Annotated in this window: 12 protein-coding genes; 10 read left to right on the top strand and 2 right to left on the bottom strand. The window is 46.5% G+C overall.

The features are described from left to right. Nucleotides 1-10: 10 nt before the first annotated feature. Nucleotides 11-226 carry a hypothetical protein gene (locus DWZ67_RS15640; protein WP_016274224.1) on the bottom strand — a complete coding sequence of 72 codons (216 nt, stop codon included), beginning with the start codon at nt 224-226 and terminating at the stop codon, nt 11-13. A gap of 1,559 nt (nt 227-1,785) precedes the next feature. On the opposite strand from DWZ67_RS15640, the gene DWZ67_RS15630 reads away from it, so the two are divergent. Both DWZ67_RS15630 and DWZ67_RS15625 read left to right on the top strand, forming a co-directional pair. Beyond that, nucleotides 1,786-2,118 carry a DUF3795 domain-containing protein gene (locus tag DWZ67_RS15630; RefSeq protein WP_057282171.1) on the top strand — a complete coding sequence of 111 codons (333 nt, stop codon included), beginning with the start codon at nt 1,786-1,788 and terminating at the stop codon, nt 2,116-2,118. 233 nt (nt 2,119-2,351) lie between these two features. Further along, complete coding sequence (locus tag DWZ67_RS15625) at nt 2,352-3,128, top strand: class I SAM-dependent methyltransferase (RefSeq protein WP_165852485.1); 777 nt, start codon at nt 2,352-2,354, stop codon at nt 3,126-3,128. Between the two features lie 74 nt (nt 3,129-3,202). On the opposite strand, the gene DWZ67_RS15620 is transcribed toward DWZ67_RS15625, so the two are convergent. Then, complete coding sequence (locus tag DWZ67_RS15620; protein WP_120139274.1) at nt 3,203-4,051, bottom strand: helix-turn-helix domain-containing protein; 849 nt, start codon at nt 4,049-4,051, stop codon at nt 3,203-3,205. A 220-nt stretch (nt 4,052-4,271) separates the two neighbouring features. Between DWZ67_RS15620 and DWZ67_RS15615 the strand changes: the two genes are divergently transcribed. From DWZ67_RS15615 to mrdA, 8 genes are all read left to right on the top strand, one after another. After that, nucleotides 4,272-5,765: an ATP-binding protein gene (locus DWZ67_RS15615; protein ID WP_120139273.1), complete on the top strand. Its 1,494-nt coding sequence runs from the start codon at nt 4,272-4,274 to the stop codon at nt 5,763-5,765. 104 nt (nt 5,766-5,869) lie between these two features. Next, nucleotides 5,870-7,831: a ribosomal protection-like ABC-F family protein gene (gene abc-f, locus DWZ67_RS15610; protein ID WP_035450317.1), complete on the top strand. Its 1,962-nt coding sequence runs from the start codon at nt 5,870-5,872 to the stop codon at nt 7,829-7,831. 20 nt (nt 7,832-7,851) lie between these two features. Further along, nucleotides 7,852-9,888, top strand: coding sequence for a M13 family metallopeptidase (locus DWZ67_RS15605; protein ID WP_061412075.1), 2,037 nt, complete (start codon nt 7,852-7,854; stop codon nt 9,886-9,888). 160 nt (nt 9,889-10,048) lie between these two features. Continuing rightward, complete coding sequence (gene purH, locus DWZ67_RS15600) at nt 10,049-11,572, top strand: bifunctional phosphoribosylaminoimidazolecarboxamide formyltransferase/IMP cyclohydrolase (protein ID WP_117681358.1); 1,524 nt, start codon at nt 10,049-10,051, stop codon at nt 11,570-11,572. 122 nt (nt 11,573-11,694) lie between these two features. Next, entirely contained in the window at nt 11,695-12,717 is a 1,023-nt protein-coding gene (locus DWZ67_RS15595; protein ID WP_005828544.1) for a rod shape-determining protein, read from the top strand. Continuing rightward, nucleotides 12,717-13,562 (top strand): rod shape-determining protein MreC, encoded by an 846-nt coding sequence (gene mreC, locus DWZ67_RS15590; RefSeq protein WP_005828542.1) that lies wholly within the window; start codon nt 12,717-12,719, stop codon nt 13,560-13,562. Before DWZ67_RS15595 ends, mreC begins: the two co-directional genes overlap by 1 nt. A gap of 106 nt (nt 13,563-13,668) precedes the next feature. Beyond that, nucleotides 13,669-14,172 (top strand): rod shape-determining protein MreD, encoded by a 504-nt coding sequence (gene mreD, locus DWZ67_RS15585; RefSeq protein WP_005828540.1) that lies wholly within the window; start codon nt 13,669-13,671, stop codon nt 14,170-14,172. Nucleotides 14,173-14,191: 19 nt separating this feature from the next. Then, nucleotides 14,192-16,060, top strand: coding sequence for a penicillin-binding protein 2 (gene mrdA, locus DWZ67_RS15580; protein ID WP_034523063.1), 1,869 nt, complete (start codon nt 14,192-14,194; stop codon nt 16,058-16,060). Nucleotides 16,061-16,072: the final 12 nt, after the last annotated feature.

Raw genomic sequence — 16,072 nt, 5'->3', positions numbered from 1 at the left:
GAAGTCCCCCTTAGTTTTCTACGGTTAAGATGTCATTGATTAGGTCTTCCAAGTCGCTGCTGGATGCCGAATTGTAGCTATGGGTAGAGGTGCTGCCCGAATAGGAGCGCGTAATGGGATGGTAAGGTTCGCCGCTTGTTGCAATGACTCCTTCATTCTCCATTTTGATAACTTCGATAGACGGAGTGATGTATGCTTCTCTACCGTCTGGTGTGTTCTGTTTCATATACACAAATTATTTAAAGGTTAAACAATAAAAAAAAACGTGAGTAACTATGTTTGTATATCCTTTATTCAGGCCTTCGCATTGCCCTACAGATGAATATACAACAGTCACCCACGTCGTTTGTGTATATACCATCCCCCTGATGGGAGAAAACCATATAAACATAGACGTGAGCATCCTTGTTGTTATCTTCATCTGTAATTTTCAAAGTTGCGAAGTTTGAATAAAGAAGATAATTTCAATAATGCTCTTACTAATATGTAAATAAACCCACTACGCTATAGCGGATTTGTGACAAAGATAATTGTTTTTTGTTTAAGTGTATCTATGTTTCTCTATTTTTTTTGGGGAAAGGCTCACGTCTCTTTCATTTATAGGAGTTAGGAGAGTTATCACTTCTAACTCCCGATAACTCCTTCAAATATTTAGTAACTGTCTGCATTGTCTTTGAGGATGTTTTTCTGAGGAGCATAGCGGCTATGTGGCGAATAAAGAGAGGAAGACAGACCGAAAAGAAGCTGAATAAAATCTTTTTAAGCAAAATTAAAACAGAGATTTGATATACTTTAAACAGAACACCCTGCAAACTCCGGCTTACTCTGTCCGGCAGTTTGCAGGGTGGCTGCTTGGTTTTCTCGCGTGTACGTAGCTCCTTACGCCACGAACGGAAGTCGATGCCATAGCAATTTTTCATAATAAGACTTTCCATATTTTTGCAAATGTCCGTACTGCCTTTGGCTGAAACAATTTATATAAGTAATTGAAGTTTCGTAAGTGAGTATGCCTGCTGATAAATGGGAATTTATCGCACAGAGCGCGAAGCCTGCTCTCATAACCTATGGGGAGCACGAGTGAAAGCTTGTGGATTTTTATCTAAAACATAGGTATTCCTTTGCTCTTCTCCCTTTGTTTGTCTGCTGTGGCATAGGGAATTTATGACGCCTAACGGCCATGAACAACCCTGCTTTCGGCCATAAAGCGATCGCTTGACGACCGTAAGCAGGGTTGTTCATGGCCGTTAGGCGTCACTAACTCCAGAGCTATTACAGATGAAGTACGTAGCCCGAACCTATTGCGCACAAGGCGCAAACGTATTATACAACGGTGTAAAAGACATTAGAGTGCATTATTCATAGTCGGCCTTTGACTCCCGATAACTCCTACTATGCCCCTACAGTCCAACTCCATATCTGTTGACTTCACAGTAAGGACAAGCCCGAAAATGCAGGAAAACCGAACCTGCCGATTCATGTAATCTGCATGCAGTATTATGGTAGGGGATAGCAGCTTACTGCAAAACTCAGGCGTTTCGGGCAGGTGGAAGCAAATTTTGCTTCCACCTTTTCAGGTTGCTTCCACCGCAGGGCAAATGCCGATGGACAGGGGGATGCAGGAGGTGGGTGGAAGTGTGGAAGCAAAGTGATGGAAAATTAATTTGGCATTCACACAATAATAACCGTATATTTGTAGCATGGCTGTCTGCCTCCTCTTAAATTCAGATAAAGAGGAGGTAGACAAATGCTTGCTATGAGAAACACATAAATGGTTATAACCAAGTGATGAAACAATTAATTGCATGTTGCGGGTTGGATTGCGAAAATTGCGCCGCCCGTATAGCCACTGTCAATAATGACGATGAGCTGAGAGAGAAAACCGCCAAAGAGTGGAGTGTGCTGAACAATACGCCGGAAATTACGCCGGAAACCATCCATTGTATGGGGTGCCGTGCAGACGGGGTGAAGTTTGCCTATTGCAGCGATTATTGTGCTATCCGCAAATGTGTGTACGAAAAAGGTTTCAATACTTGCGGTGACTGTAAGGAACTGGAAACTTGCCAGGTGGTAGGTGCCGTTCTTCAGCATGCGCCCGGTGCAAAGGAAAATCTTTATTAACCGTAAATTCTTTGATTAAATAAAATATTGCTTATCTTTGCAGTATGACAAAGACATTTAAATCGGATTTGGTTTTGTAAACAATCTGTGTTCCATGCACAGATTGTCCCTTTCGTTTACTTTCGGATAACTTCTTTCGAGAGTGTTTTTCTATTGTTATAATTCAAGTTTAATCCGCATATTATGCTGAAGGTGTTGTGATACTTTCCGTATATGCAAAATATAGTAAGAAAATGAGTAACGAAAATAAAACTATCCACGATTTCGAATTTAATTTAATCTGTGACTTTTTCTCCAATATGGAACGGCAAGGCCCTGGCAGTCCTGAAGTGACGTTGAAGGCATTGAGCTTTGTAGACGGTCTTACCGATGAATCCCTTATTGCCGATATCGGTTGTGGAACGGGTGGTCAGACAATGGTATTGGCTGGCCATGTTCCGGGACAGATTACCGGAATTGACCTTTTCCCCGGCTTTATTGACATCTTCAACCGTAATGCAAGGCAGTTGGGCTTGCAGGACAGAGTAAAAGGAATTGTCGGTTCAATGGATGCCCTCCCTTTCGGTGAGGAGGAGCTGGATATGATTTGGTGTGAAGGTGCTATCTATAACATCGGCTTTGAACGTGGCTTGAAGGAGTGGCGTAAATATCTGAAACCGGGAGGGTATATTGCCGTATCCGAGAGTTCATGGTTTACGGACGAACGTCCTGCGGAAATCAATGACTTCTGGATGGACGCCTATTCTGAAATGGATACACTTCCCAATCAGGTGACCAAGTTGTACAAGGCAGGTTATCTTCCCGTTGCTACATTCATTTTGCCGGAGAATTGCTGGACAGAGCATTACTTTGCTTCAAAGGTTGCGGCCCAGGAGATTTTCCGTAAGAAATATGCCGGTAATAAAATTGCCGAAGAGTTCAGCTCACTCCAAATGATTGAGGATGAACTATACGGCAAGTATAAGGAATTCTACGGTTATGTGTTTTTTATTGCTAAGAAGGTAGGTTGATGGCAGACTTCTCTTATTGAGGAATGCGGGTATTCTCATGGCAGAATATCCGCATTTTGTGTTTTGAGTGGATTTTATTGTTTTGAGGATGTACGGAACTTCTGAGGAGGTATTCCCGTATGACGTTTAAAGAATTTGTTGAAGAAGGCCGCATTATTAAAACCTAGACTCACGGCTATATCCTTTATCGGAGTGTTGGCGGTACAAAGCTGTGCTTTGGCATCCATGATGATAGTATTGTTGATGATTTCCATGGCTGTATGTCCTGATTCCTTTTTGACAAGGCGGCAAAGAGCTGCCGGCCTCATATTCATTTTCAATGCATAATAGGACACTTGATGCTCCCGGACATAGTCTGTGTGTACCAATCGGATAAAAATGCGGTATTGGTTGAAATGCCTGCTGCCCGGAGTCTCTTTTATTCTAGGGCGTTCCGGACAGAGTTCGGATATACCTTGTAACAGATATGCCAGTAGAGTTTGCAATGAAACTAGACTTGAGGGGCTTTCTGTTCTTTGGTAGAGGTGTGACAAATAGGTCATGAACTCGGCATAAAGCTGGAAGTCCGTTTTCGATAGAGGAAAAATATAGTGTTTGCCTATAATGTGAAACTTATCCATCATGACCTTGCCGGCCCCTGAACTCTGGATAAGTTGTTGGGAAAATATGACGACATATATTTCAGCATCGTCTGACGTGTGTAGCAATTGTACGAAGGTCTCGGGAGGAATAACTAGGAGGGCGTTAGCTTCAACCCTGAATTGAGTATGGTTTATGATAGTTTTCAGAACTCCTTTGGTGCATAGAGCGAAGATACTGGCCTTGGTGTGGTATGGCTTTTCCACTAGCGGATTCAGTTCATTGGTTGTGATATGATTGCAGGCAATGAACTTGTCATTTATATTGAATTCGGATATATTCATGTTGGAGATTTTAAGACGCAAAAATGGGGGATAATAATGTATAAATGACAGAGGTAACAGTTAAAATCAATATTACGCTCAACTTATCTCTGTTAAATAAGGTAAAGTTGTGAATAATAGAATATATACATATTAAAATGGAATATTGATTTATAAGGGTTTGTTTGTGGCATAAGCATTTTAGCCCGAACTTTGCTCCTTGTATGATAAAACAATTCTGATGAATCCGAATGTTCCTCAAGAAGTACGTATAATAAATGCCATCTCCGAGCAGTTGTTCAACTCATGGCCCGTCAGCATTATTATGATTGATTTGGAAGATTGTATCTGGCGTCTGAATCAGCAGGTGATGAATGAACTCCAATTGAATGAGCATGTGATAGGGCGGCATATCACTGACTTATTGGAGGTGGTATGTGATAAAAAGAATGTGTTAGAAGACCTTTTGCTGCAACTTCGGGAGAGGGATGTGCGGATTATTCCCTTAGATACCAATTGCTTTATACGTGAATTGAAGAGTGGTATCAGTTTTCTGATACAAGGTGCTATGGTGGGAATTCATGAAGATGGACAATTGGTGAGGATTGTACTCTATTTCAGGAATGTGTTGGAAGAACGGACACAGAAGCATTTGCTGAATATTGCGCTGAGCCGCACCCAGATATTTCAATGGTCTTTCGACATGGAACATAATCTGATGATTATAGAACCGCGTTATTTTGAATATTTGGGGATTCCTACGCGTGACTATACGCTGACGCCTGAGGAATTCGCATTTCTGATTCATCCGGACGACCGGAAGGGAGTGTTTGATGCTTTGGCTTTACAGTTGCGTGGTAATTTGTACGAACGCCCAGTGGAATACCGTCTACGGAGGGGAGACGGCAAGTGGGAGTGGTTTGAGGCGCAATCTACCTATGTGGGACAATTGACGGATTTGCCGTTCCGTATCATCGGTATTTGCATGAGTACGCAGAAATACAAGGATACGGAGAATAAATTGAACGAGGCTTTGCAGAAAGCGCAACGTAGCGATGAGTTGAAGAGCGTATTTCTTGCTAATATGAGCCACGAGATACGTACGCCACTAAATGCCATTGTGGGCTTCTCTACACTACTGGCTTGTGGGGATGCCGACTTGTCGCGGCAGGAGATTATGGAATTTACGTCTTTGATTGAAAAGAACAGCCAGTTGTTAATGGTGTTGATTTCAGATATTCTGGATTTGTCCAAGATAGAATCGAACACGATGGAATTCCATTTTGAGAAGGTTTCTTTAAATGGCATATTGGAAAGCATTTACAGTGCGCAGAAGATGAATCTTCGGAAAGGAGTGGAGCTACTGCTAGACCTTCCGGACCGGGCGGCAGTTATCTATACAGATCCTACGCGTTTGGGGCAAGTTGTCAACAATCTTATCAATAATGCGGTGAAGTTCACTGCTGAAGGACGCATAACCATAGGGTATAGGCTGAAGGACTTTGCTACATTGGAAGTCTTTGTGGAAGATACGGGAACTGGCATGTCGGAAGAAGTTCTGGCGCACATTTTTGAACGTTTCTATAAGGGAGATGCTTTTGTGCAGGGCACGGGATTGGGATTGGCCATTTGCAGGACTATCGTTGAAAGGTTTCATGGAAAAATAGAAGTGGCTTCAACTCTTGGCAAGGGGAGCCGCTTTGCAATTGTCCTTCCGCAGGAAATGCGGGAGTAGTGTTCTCTTTCTTGGATATTTGATGTAATTATGTGAGCGTATGATATTGTATAACGTTGAAAATCGCTACCTTTGCAGTCTTGAACGATAAATTCATTGACACTATGATATCTGTAGAAGGACTGAAGGTAGAATTTAATGCCACTCCTCTGTTCGAAGACGTCTCTTATGTTATCAATAAGAAAGACCGTATAGCTCTTGTCGGCAAGAATGGTGCCGGTAAGTCCACCATGCTCAAGATATTGGCTGGCATTCAGCAGCCCACTGCCGGCATTGTTGCCGTTCCTCGCGAATGTACTATCGGGTATTTGCCCCAAGTGATGATACTCAGTGACAAGCGCACCGTAATGCAGGAGGCTGAACTTGCCTTCGAGCATATTTTTGAGATGCAGGCGGGCATCGAACGCATGAATCGGCAACTTGCCGAACGTACCGATTACGACAGCGAGGATTACCAGAAACTGATTGACCGCTTCACTCACGAAAACGAACGTTTTCTGATGATGGGCGGCACCAACTACCGTGCCGAAATAGAGCGCACGCTCCAAGGGCTGGGCTTCAGCCGCGAGGACTTTGACCGCTCTACAAGCGAGTTTTCCGGTGGTTGGCGTATGCGTATAGAGCTTGCCAAGCTGTTGCTTCGCCGTCCGGATGTGTTGCTGCTCGACGAGCCTACCAACCACCTTGACATCGAGAGTATCCAGTGGTTGGAGAACTTCCTTTCCACCCGTGCCAATGCGGTGGTGCTTGTCAGCCACGACCGCGCCTTTTTGAACAATGTCACTACGCGTACCATCGAAATAACTTGTGGACGCATTTACGACTATAAAGTGAAATACGATGAGTTCGTGGTGCTTCGCAAGGAGCGCCGGGAGCAGCAACTACGTGCTTACGAGAATCAGCAGAAGCAGATACAAGATACGGAAGATTTCATCGAACGTTTCCGGTACAAAGCTACCAAGGCTGTGCAAGTGCAGAGCCGCATCAAGCAGCTCGAAAAGATAGAGCGCATCGAAGTGGATGAGGAAGACAACTCCTCTTTGCGCCTGAAGTTTGTTTGCAGTAGCCGTAGCGGTAATTATCCCGTTATCTGCGAGGATATGGAGAAATCCTACGGTGGGCACGTTGTTTTCCACGATGTGAATTTGACTATCAACCGAGGAGAGAAGGTTGCTTTTGTCGGTAAGAACGGCGAAGGTAAGTCTACGCTTGTAAAGTGTATTATGGGTGAGATTACGGATTATACCGGTAAGCTTACACTGGGACATAATGTGCAGATTGGATATTTTGCCCAGAACCAGGCACAGCTTTTGGATGAGAGCCTGACTGTATTCGATACGATTGACCGCGTGGCCGTAGGGGATATCCGCCTCAAAATCCGTGATATTCTAGGTGCTTTCATGTTCGGCGGTGAGGCTTCGGATAAAAAGGTGAAGGTGCTCAGCGGTGGAGAGCGTACCCGGCTTGCCATGATAAAACTGCTGTTGGAGCCGGTGAATTTCCTGATTCTCGACGAACCTACGAATCATCTTGACATGCGTTCCAAAGATGTGTTGAAGGAGGCTATCCGCGATTTTGACGGAACGGTGATAATAGTCAGCCATGACCGTGATTTTCTGGACGGACTTGCGACTAAAGTGTACGAGTTTGGTGGCGGACTGGTGAAGGAACATCTGGGAGGAATTTATGATTTCCTGCAAAAGAAGCAGATAGAGAGCCTGAATGAGTTACAGAAATCCCCTTCACTTTCCGCTTCGCCCACTGCGGGTAAGGCGGCATCGGGAAATGCTGGTGCAGAACCGGTTCAACCCTCGGCAGCCAAACTCTCTTATGAGGAGCAGAAGGAGCTTAATAAGAAGCTCAAGAAACTGGAACGTCGCGTTGCCGATTGTGAAGCGGAGATAGAGCAGACGGAGGCTGCCATTGCCATTCTTGAGGCCAGGATGGCCACACCGGAAGGTGCTTCGGACATGTCGCTTTATGAGCAGCACCAAAAACTGAAAGAGCAGCTTGACCGCGTGATGGAAGAGTGGGACGCGGCTACTGTAGAGTTGGAGAATCACTAACTATTATATTTTATATGTTTATGAAAGCAAATCATTTGTTACCCATTGCAGCATTCTGTCTGATGACGGCTTCCTGCAACACCGGCAAGCAGCAGGCTGAACTTACAGCAGGCATCCAGCTCGCCAATCTTGACACAACGGCTCTACCCGGAACTGACTTTTACCAATACGCATGTGGCGGTTGGATGAAGAACAATCCGATTCCTGCTGAATACTCACAGTACGGTTCTTTTACTATCCTTGCAGAAAACAACCGCAAGCAGATTCAAGGACTGATTGAAGAACTTGCCGCCACCCAGCACGAAGCCGGCAGCGTGGCACAAAAAATCGGTGACTTGTACAAAATCGTAATGGACAGCGTGAAGCTGAACAAAGATGGTGTAGCTCCCATCAAGGCTGAACTCGACCAGCTGGCTGCTTTGAAGGACAAGAAGGAGCTTTATGCCTTGCTGGGCGATATGCAGAAGAAGGGTATCATCGCCTACAACGTGCTGTATGTTGGCGCTGACGAAATGAACAGTAGCATGAATGCTGTACAGACCTATCAGACCGGGCTGAGCATGGGCGAACGTGAATACTATCTGGAGAATGATGAGGCTACTGCCAAAATTCGTGATGCTTTCCGTACACATGTACAGAAGATGTATCAGTTGGCTGGTTTCGACGAGGCTACTGCCAAGAAAGGTATGGAGGTGGTGATGGATGTGGAAACACGTCTTGCCAAGGCTTTCCGCTCTCGTACGGAGTTGCGTGACCCGCATGCCAATTATAACAAGATGAGCATGGAAGAGTTGAAGAAGAATTATCCTACTTTCGATTGGGATGCTTATTTGTCTGCCATGGGCTTGAAGGATGTGAAGGAAATCATCGTAGGCCAGCCCGCTTCACTGAAAGCTGCTGCCGATATTCTGGATACGCTGCCCATTGAACAGCAGAGCCTTTATCTGCAATGGAAATTGATTGATTCTGCCGCAAGCTTGCTGAACGATGCTATGGCAGAACAGAACTTCGACTTCTACAGCCGCACCATGAGCGGTACACAAGAAATGCAGCCCCGCTGGAAGAGAGCGGTAAGCACTGTAAGCAGCGCGCTGGGCGAAGCTGTAGGTCAGATGTACGTGGAGAAATATTTCCCTGCTGCTGCCAAGGAGCGTATGGTGACTTTGGTGAAGAACTTGCAGGAAAGCTTGGGCGAACGTATTCAGAATCTTGCCTGGATGGGTGATTCCACTAAGGTGAAAGCTCTGGAGAAACTGGCTACCTTCCATGTGAAGATTGGTTATCCCGACACTTGGAAAGACTACTCCACACTGGAAATCAAAAACGACTCTTACTGGGCAAACATGGAACGTGCCAACGAGTGGAGCCATGCCGAAATGATAGCCAAGGCCGGCAAGCCGGTGGATAAGGACGAATGGCTGATGACTCCGCAGACCGTCAACGCTTACTATAACCCGACTACGAACGAAATCTGTTTCCCCGCCGGTATCCTGCAATATCCTTTCTTCGATATGAATGCGGATGATGCCTTCAACTATGGTGCCATCGGTGTGGTAATCGGTCATGAGATGACTCACGGATTCGACGACCAGGGTCGCCAGTACGACAAGGACGGTAACCTGAAAGACTGGTGGACTGCTGAAGATGCCAAGAACTTTGACGAGCGTGCTCAGGTGATGGTGAACTTCTTCGATAGCATCGAGGTTGCTCCGGGCGTATATGCCAACGGACGCATGACATTGGGTGAGAATATTGCCGACCACGGTGGTCTGCAGGTTTCTTATCAGGCATTCAAGAAAGCTACGGCTGCCAATCCGCTGCCGGTGCTGGACGGTCTTACTCCCGAACAACGTTTCTTCCTGGCATACGCAGGTGTATGGGCTAATGATATCCGTCCCGAAGAAGTGCTGAACCGCACAAAAAGTGATGTGCACTCATTGGGCGAATGGCGCGTAAACGGTGCATTGCCGCAAATCGGTGCTTGGTATGAGGCATTCAACGTGACAGAAAAAGACCCGATGTTCTTGCCGGTAGAAAAACGTGTATCTATTTGGTAAACCAACAAAATAACCCTTAAAAAAAGGCGGCAGACTGGAAACAGATGCCGCCTTTTTTAATTATACCTAATTTATTGTGTATGAATGTATGTATGAATAAACAAAATTTGTAACTTTGCGCATCAAATACTAATATACGCATACTTTAATACGCAAATCCATGTCTGAAACAAAAAGAATCAAAACAGCTCTGGTATCTGTTTACCATAAGGAAGGTTTGGACGAAATCATTACCAAACTGCATGAAGAAGGTGTAGAGTTCCTCTCAACCGGTGGAACCCGTCAGTTTATAGAATCCCTGGGTTATCCCTGCAAGGCAGTGGAAGACCTCACTACATACCCTTCCATCCTGGGCGGACGCGTGAAGACTTTACATCCGAAGGTTTTTGGAGGTATTCTTTGCCGCCGCGGATTGGAGCAAGACATGCAACAGATTGAAAAATATGAAATCCCCGAAATAGACCTCGTCATTGTTGACCTCTATCCGTTTGAGGCTACCGTTGCCAGTGGTGCCGAAGAACCTGCCATCATCGAAAAGATTGACATAGGCGGTATCTCTCTGATTCGTGCCGCAGCCAAGAACTATAACGACGTGGTTATCATCGCTTCGCAAGCACAATATCAGCCGTTCCGCGACATGCTGATGGAACACGGAGCCACTACTACCATCGAAGAACGCCGTTGGTTTGCCAAAGAGGCTTTCGGAGTGTCTTCACACTATGATTCTGCCATCTTCAACTATTTCGATGGCGAGGAAGGTTCCGCTTTCCGTTGTTCTGCCAACAGCCAGAAGACTTTACGCTATGGTGAGAATCCGCATCAGAAAGGTTATTTCTATGGCAATCTGGATGCTATGTTCGACCAGATTCACGGTAAGGAAATCTCTTATAACAACCTGCTCGACATCAATGCTGCCGTTGACTTGATTGACGAATTCAAGGATACGACTTTCGCTATCCTGAAGCATAATAATGCTTGTGGACTGGCTTCACGTCCCACTGTGCTCGAAGCATGGAACGATGCGCTTGCCGGTGACCCGGTATCCGCTTTTGGTGGTGTGCTCATCACGAATGCCGTGGTTGACAAGGCTGCTGCCGAAGAAATCAATAAAATTTTCTTTGAGGTGATTATCGCTCCCGATTATGATGTGGATGCGTTGGAAATCCTCGGTCAGAAGAAGAACCGTATTATCCTGGTTCGCAAGCCGGCAGCTCTGCCTAAGAAGCAGTTCCGTTCTTTGCTGAATGGCGTATTGGTTCAGGACCGCGACCTTAAGGTGGAAACTCCTGAAGAATTGAAGACTGTAACTACGAAGGCTCCCACTGCACAGGAAATCGAGGACATGCTCTTTGCAAACAAGATTGTGAAGAACAGTAAGTCGAATGCCATTGTGTTGGCAAAAGGAAAGCAGTTGTTGGCAAGCGGTGTAGGCCAGACCAGCCGTGTAGATGCTTTGAAGCAGGCTATCGAGAAAGCCAAGAACTTCGGTTTCGACTTGAATGGCGCTGTAATGGCAAGTGACGCATTCTTCCCCTTCCCCGACTGCGTGGAAATTGCCGGCAATGAAGGCGTAACAGCCGTCATCCAGCCGGGTGGAAGCATCAAGGATGAACTCTCGTTTGAATATTGCAACGAGCATGGCATTGCCATGGTAACTACTGGGTTCCGTCACTTTAAACACTAATTCGGATTTACGATTTGACGATTTACGATTTACGATTGAAGTTACATCGTAAGTCTGAATCTCAAATTGTAAACAAGAGGAATATCAATCGTAAATCGTAAATAGTTAAATCGTAAATATTAATGGGATTATTCTCCTTTACACAAGAAATAGCGATGGACCTTGGCACAGCCAATACCATCATCACCACGAATGGCAAGATTGTGGTGGATGAGCCTTCGGTGGTGGCTTTGGACCGTCGTACCGATAAGATGATTGCCGTGGGTGACAAGGCAAAGATGATGCACGAAAAGACCCACGAAAACATACGTACCATCCGTCCGTTGCGCGATGGTGTGATTGCCGACTTCTATGCCTGCGAGCAGATGATACGTGGACTTATCAAGATGGTGAACAACCGTAACCGTCTTTTCTCTCCGTCACTCCGCATGGTGATTGGTGTTCCTTCGGGCAGTACCGAAGTGGAGCTGCGTGCCGTGCGCGACTCTGCCGAGCATGCCGGCGGGCGCGACGTTTATTTGATTTTCGAGCCGATGGCTGCTGCCATCGGTATCGGTATCGATGTAGAGGCTCCCGAAGGCAACATGATTGTTGACATAGGTGGTGGTTCTACGGAAATTGCCGTTATCTCTTTGGGAGGTATCGTAAGTAACAACTCCATCCGCATTGCCGGTGACGACTTGACTGCCGATATTCAGGAATACATGAGCCGCCAGCACAACGTGAAGGTCAGCGAGCGTATGGCTGAGCGTATTAAGATTAATGTGGGTGCTGCCTTGACGGAACTCGGTGAGGATGCTCCTGAAGACTATATCGTTCATGGTCCGAACCGCATCACGGCATTGCCCATGGAAGTGCCGGTATGCTATCAGGAAGTGGCGCATTGCTTGGAGAAGTCTATCTCTAAGATTGAGACAGCCATCTTGAGCGCATTGGAAAATACGCCTCCCGAATTGTATGCCGACATCGTTCACAACGGTATCTATCTTGCCGGTGGCGGTGCATTGCTTCGTGGACTGGATAAGCGTCTGACTGATAAAATAAACATACCGTTCCACATTGCGGAAGACCCCTTGCATGCCGTTGCCAAAGGTACGGGCGTGGCATTGAAGAACGTTGACCGCTTCTCATTCTTGATGCGGTAATGCGAAATTTATTAAACTTTCTCATTAAATATAATTACTGGTTCCTCTTTCTTCTGTTAGAGGTTGCCAGTTTTATTTTATTATTTCGCTTTAATCATTACCAGCAGAGTGTGTATTTCACCTCTGCCAATGGCGTGGCGGGGAAGGTTTATGAAATATCGGGTGGCATCACTTCCTATTTCCACTTGAAGACGGCCAACGAAGACCTGCTCGACCGCAACATGTGGCTGGAGCAGCGGCTTTCGTTTCTGGAAAATGTCTTGAAGGAGAAAGGATTGGACTCCGCCAGGTTGTACAGCATGGAACGGCTTGCTCCTACGGAGTATCAGATATTCAAGGCGAATGTCATAAAGAACAGCTTGAACAAGGCTGACAATTATATCACTTTAGACCGTGGAACAACAGAAGGTATCCGTCCTGAGATGGGAGTTGTGGATGCCAATGGCGTGGTGGGTATTGTGTATAAAACCTCTCCTCATTATTCATTGGTCATTCCGTTGCTGAACAGCAAGTCAAGCATCAGCTGTAAGATTGTGGGCAGTGATTATTTCGGTTATTTGAAGTGGGAGGGAGGTAATTCCCGTTTTGCCTATCTGAAGGATTTGCCCCGGCATGCCGAATTCAATCTGGGAGATACAGTAGTGACCAGCGGCTATTCCACCGTGTTTCCAGAAGGTGTCATGGTGGGGACGGTGGATGACATGTCTGACTCGCACGACGGGCTTTCGTATCTGTTGAAGATAAAGCTGGCTACGGACTTTGGAAAGGTGAGCAATGTGCGCGTCATTTCCCGCAACGGGCAGGATGAACAAAAGGCATTGGAGTCGAGGGCAGACGAGAAGTGACTAAGAAATTAGGGATTAGGGGTTAAGGATTAGGGATTAATCATCTTTATATCTTATAACTTATACACTCAATAACTTGTAACTCGTAACTTATAACTCATTAGCGTTGTTAATTAATTATCTGCATAAAATAGGATGGTTCATAGGCTTGGTACTGTTGCAGGTGCTGATATTGAACAATGTGCATATTGCAGGATATGCCACTCCATTTCTGTATATCTACTTGATACTGAAGTTTGAGTCGGACACTCCCCGCAATGCGTTGATGTTGTGGGCATTCTTTTTAGGGCTGGCTGTCGACGTCTTTTCCGACACACCGGGGATGAACGCTGCCGCTACGGTGTTGCTGGCTTTCTTGCGCCCCACTTTCCTGCGGCTGTTCGTGCCTCGTGACACGTTGGATACACTGGTTCCGGCCATCCGTACAATGGGGATTCTTCCTTTCCTGAAATATCTGGTTGTGAGTGTGCTGATACATCACGGCTTGTTGCTTACCCTCGAATTCTTCTCTTTTGCCCATATTGGTACGCTGTTGTTGAGAATTGCGGCAAGTACCCTGCTTACTGTGACCTGCATTATGGCTGTTGAGGGAATAAGAAAGAAAGGATAAAGGGATTAAGGATTAGGAATTGATGAAAGACTATACACTGGAAAAGCGGAAATATGTAATTGGAGCGGCGGCTATTGTCATCGTTCTTATTTACGTGTTCCGGCTGTTCGACCTGCAAATCATGACTGATGACTACAAGAAGAACGCGGACAGTAACGCTTTTCTGAACAAGATACAATATCCATCACGGGGGGCTATCTACGACCGTAACGGTAAGTTGCTCGTGTTTAACCAGCCTGCCTATGATATTACGTTTGTGCCTCGGGAGGTGACGCAGCTGGATACACTCGACCTTTGCAGTGCCTTGAACATTACCCGTGAGCAGTTTGACAAACGGATGAAGGACGTCAAGAACCGCTGGATGAACCCCGGTTATTCCAAATACACCCATCAGGTGTTCATGACGCAGCTTTCTGCCGAAGAGTGCGGTGTGTTTCAGGAGAAGCTGTTCAAATTTCCAGGTTTCTATATTCAGCGGCGTACTATCCGCCAATATACCTATAACTCTGCCGGCCATTTGCTGGGAGACATCGGCGAAGTGTCCAAGAAAGACATTGAGAACGATGACTATTATATTCGCGGAGACTATATAGGCAAGCAAGGCATCGAGAAATCCTATGAAAAGTATCTGCGTGGAGAGAAGGGGGTGGAGATTCTGCTTCGTGACGCTCACGGGCGTATCCAGGGACACTACATGGACGGACAGTTGGACCGTTCCTCCGTACCCGGCAAGAACCTGACGTTGGGCATCGACATTGACCTTCAGATGTTGGGAGAACGACTGCTTCAACACAAAATCGGTGCCATTGTGGCCATCGAACCGGCTACGGGTGAGATTCTATGTATGGTTTCCTCGCCTACCTTTGACCCTCATCTGATGATAGGGCGCCAGCGGGGAAAGAACCACCGCCTGTTGCAGATGGACAAGCGGAAGCCTTTGTTGAACCGTGCCATCATGGGAGCTTATCCGCCGGGCTCCACCTTCAAGACGGCGCAGGCACTGACTTTCCTTCAAGAAGAGATTATCCACGAAGATTATCCGACTTTCCCTTGTGCGCATGGTTTCAATCATAAAGGCCTTCATGTGGGATGTCACGGACATGGTTCGCCTCTGTCGCTGATTCCTGCCATCGCGACCTCTTGTAATTCCTATTTCTGTTGGGGATTGTATCGCATGTTCGGTGATAAAAAATACGGTTCGCCGCAGAATGCCATTACCGTATGGAAAGACCACATGGTATCGCAGGGCTTCGGCTATCGGCTCGGTACCGACCTCCCCGGCGAACAGCGTGGACTGATACCGAATGCCAAGTTCTACGACAAGCCCTATCGGGGTTCGTGGAACGGTCTGACGGTGATTAGTATCTCCATCGGGCAGGGAGAGATTCTTGCCACCCCGTTGCAGATAGCCAATCTGGGTGCCACCATTGCCAACCGGGGGCATTTCATTACTCCGCACATCGTGAAGGAGATAGAAGACAATGAACTGGACAGCATCTATCGCAATCCCCGTTATCCCACCATCGACCGCGAATATTATGAAATGGTGGTGAAAGGTATGCGTGCCGCCGTAGACGGAAGTACGGGTAGCGCCACTTGCCGCATGGCGGGAGCCATCCTGCCGGGTGTGGAGGTCTGCGGAAAGACGGGCACGGCACAGAACCGCGGCAAGGACCATTCTGTCTTTATGGGCTTTGCCCCGATGGACAACCCTAAGATAGCCATTGCCGTCTATGTGGAGAACGGTGGTTTCGGTGCCACGTATGGCGTACCTATCGGTGCCATGATGATGGACCAGTATCTGCATGGAAAGTTGTCGCCCGAGAATGAGATACGGGCGGAAGAATTCAGTAACCGGGTGATACTTTACGGAGATGAGGAGAGATGATGATGAGGGGTT

The sequence above is a fragment of the Bacteroides sp. AF34-31BH genome, from assembly GCF_003602795.1.
GTDB classification, from domain to species: Bacteria; Bacteroidota; Bacteroidia; order Bacteroidales; family Bacteroidaceae; genus Bacteroides; species Bacteroides uniformis.
Note: the sequence above shows the minus strand (reverse complement) of the source record. Positions and strands in the feature narration are given on the sequence as shown.